We start from the raw sequence: 3,237 nt of genomic DNA, 5'->3' as shown, positions 1-3,237 counted from the left end.
ATTTGGATGTTTGCTAAGTGAAATGTTTTTTTGTTTTGCTAAGTTTAAATTTTCCAAAATATTCTTCTATCGCTCAGTCTGAGTATTAATCAAGGATGAAGATTCAGAGTATTTCAGATTTGACTTAATGTCATCATATACATTATGAAATCTGTAATTCTTATATTCTTATATTTTATAATTACTGTAACAGCATTAGGGCAAACTGCTAAAGGCAAGATAACGAACTCTATTGGCAAGCCTATCGAAGGAGTTCAGATTTTTAATGCACGAACGAATGAGCACACTCATAGTAATGAATTCGGGGTGTTTACCTTAGATAAAACAAATCAAAATGATATTCTATCAATTGGAGGATTAGGATACAAAACCCTCGAAATAAAAGCAAACTTATCGGAGACAGAAACTGTGGTTCTGGATGAAGATGTTCTTCGCTTAGAAGAAGTGGTTATACATCCCAAACTTGCAGGATTAAATTTTATAACAGCTATCGACCTCAAAGTAATTCCGGTAAACTCTTCGCAAGAATTATTACGAAAAGTTCCCGGATTATTTATTGGACAACATGCCGGAGGAGGTAAAGCAGAACAGCTATTCTTACGTGGTTTCGATCTCGATCATGGAACGGATATAGCTATATCTGTAGATGGGATACCCGTTAATATGGTATCTCATGCGCATGGACAAGGTTATGCAGACCTACATTTTTTAATACCTGAAACTGTAGATAAAATAGATTTCGGAAAAGGGCCTTATTATGCAGATAAAGGAGATTTTGCAACAGCCGGTTATGTTGCTTTTAAAACGAAAGAAAAACTCGACAAAAGTAGTGTAGGTGTAGAACTCGGTATGTTTAATACCAAACGGATTATTGGTATGTTTAATATCCTAGACCAGGATAAGGCTAATCAAGATGCTTATATTGCAACTGAATATCTGCTAACTGATGGTCCTTTTGATGCCCCTCAAAACTTCAAAAGAATAAATCTTTTCGGAAAATATACTTCGCGATTCAACGATAATAGCAAGTTTTCTTTAACCGTATCTCACTTCACCAGTAAATGGGATGCTTCAGGTCAAATACCCCTACGTCTTGTTAATGACGGTACTATTTCGTGGTTTGGAGCAGTGGATGATACTGAAGGAGGAAACACTTCGCGCACAAATATAAATGCGGCTTATTTTAAAGCAATTGATGACAATACTTACTTCAAAGCGAATACATTTTATAGCAAATATAAATTTGAATTGTACTCTAATTTTACTTTCTTTCTGGAAGATCCTATAAATGGAGATCAGATCAGACAAAAAGAAAACCGAGACATTTTTGGACTTAATACAGAATGGGGTAAGACTCTCGATCTGGGAGACGTAAAAACATCTATACAAGGGGGCGTTGGTTTTCGAGCTGATGCCACTAAAGGCTCAGAACTATCAAGAACCAAAGAGCGCTACATTACTCTTTCTCATGTAATGCTTGGCGACATAGATCAATCGAATATATTTGCCTATGCAAATGCTCAGTTTGAATTAGGAAAATTGACGATAGCACCTGCCCTTCGGATAGATCAATTCCAATTCAATTATCAAGACAGATTGGATACTGTTTATAAAAACAAAGGCGTCCAGAAAACATTAGTATCTCCTAAGTTAAATTTCATATACAGTGAAAGTGATAACCTACAATTTTATCTTAAATCGGGACTTGGATTTCATTCTAACGATACCCGTGTAGTTGTGGCTGATAAGGATAAAAAAACGGTTCCCCGAGTTTTCGGATCCGATTTGGGAAGTATCTGGAAACCTCTTCCACGTCTAATAGTCAATAGTGCATTGTGGTATTTGTTTTCAGAACAGGAGTTTGTGTATGTTGGTGATGCCGGAATTATAGAACCTAGTGGAAAAAGCCGAAGAATGGGTGCTGATCTCGGAATACGGTATCAATTGAACAACTGGTTATTTTTTGATGTGGATGCCAATTATGCCTTTGCTCGTAGTATTGACGAACCCAAGGGAGAAAATTATATACCACTAGCTCCCGATTTTACAAGTACAGCAGGATTGGGTTTAAACAATTGGAATGGTTTTTCGGGAAGTTTAAGGTTTCGTTTCATGAATAATCGTCCTGCAAACGAAGATAAATCAATAATGGCAGATGGCTTTGCCATCTTTGATGTCAATCTCAATTATCAGTATAAAGGGTTACTTGTTGGAATGAGTATAGAAAATCTGTTTGATACAAAATGGAAAGAAACTCAATTTGCAACAGAATCGAGATTACAGAATGAAGCCACAAGTGTAGAGGAAATACATTTTACACCCGGTACTCCTTTCTTTTTGAGAACACGTATTGCATATAGTTTTTAATACAACTGATACACAAATCAAAGCTAATATCTAGATAAAGAATAGCAATTTAGCATACTGTATATAAAATATTGCCGTATTCTTTTCATTGTTGAAAAATGGAATACGGCAATATTTATATTCTATCAAAAGAATAACCTTCAGTAATAGTTAAGCCTTTATCTAATTTTCCGGAAGTGATATCGTAGATATAGACTGCAGGGGATTGACTCTTTGGATTTACTCCAATATAAGCTTTTTTACCCAGTACAATTGATCTTTGAGAGAAAGTCCCCTCATTATAAGTTAAGTCCAATATTGTCAGTTTATCCGTATTTAAATCCAGAACAGCGTAAAAACACAAAAGAAATACACTCAGATAAAAAATGCCTTCCTTCGAAAATGGGGAGATTTTTTACTTGTAATGTTCTTTAGCTCTATTCCAAGAAAGCTTTAAACTATATTTTTTGGCAGGTCTTCTGACTTCCTCTTTAAACGTCCTTCCCATTCTTTATAGAACAGTGGCTTGAGTATTGTTTAAAGACTTTGTCGAAGCTTACAGCAACGGGTCTGTTCAGGATTTACACCTGATTCCCTTTTAATTATTAATCCGAAGATGCGGATGTAATAACACCAAAACTGGATGTAAGGATATAAGATATATTTATATTAGATAATAATTATTTATATTGTAATTTATGAGTAATACTATTCCAGAGTATAGGTAAACTTTAGATTTTTTGGTTTACACATGGTTTATACAAGTGGAAACTAGGCTAAAAAGAGAGACAAATGATTCTTATTTGTCTATTTATTAAAAAAAATAAGGTCAATGTCCGTAATGTTTTACCTGAATAGGTATAATTGACGAAGAGGGGGAGATAAATAAGG

General features: G+C 34.7%; 1 protein-coding gene and 1 riboswitch. The gene reads left to right on the top strand.

Features of this window, described 5'->3' with window-relative positions; all coding sequences use genetic code 11:
• Positions 1-144: 144 nt before the first annotated feature.
• Positions 145-2,367 carry a TonB-dependent receptor gene (locus tag HGC4_RS03220; RefSeq protein ID WP_050708683.1) on the top strand — a complete coding sequence of 741 codons (2,223 nt, stop codon included), beginning with the start codon at positions 145-147 and terminating at the stop codon, positions 2,365-2,367.
• A gap of 430 nt (positions 2,368-2,797) precedes the next feature.
• Positions 2,798-2,999, bottom strand: a riboswitch (cobalamin riboswitch).
• Positions 3,000-3,237 lie beyond the last annotated feature (238 nt).

It is taken from the genome of Dysgonomonas sp. HGC4 (assembly GCF_001261715.1).
In the GTDB taxonomy this organism is placed as follows: domain Bacteria; phylum Bacteroidota; class Bacteroidia; order Bacteroidales; family Dysgonomonadaceae; genus Dysgonomonas_A.
This window is presented reverse-complemented; position numbering and strand designations above follow the sequence as displayed.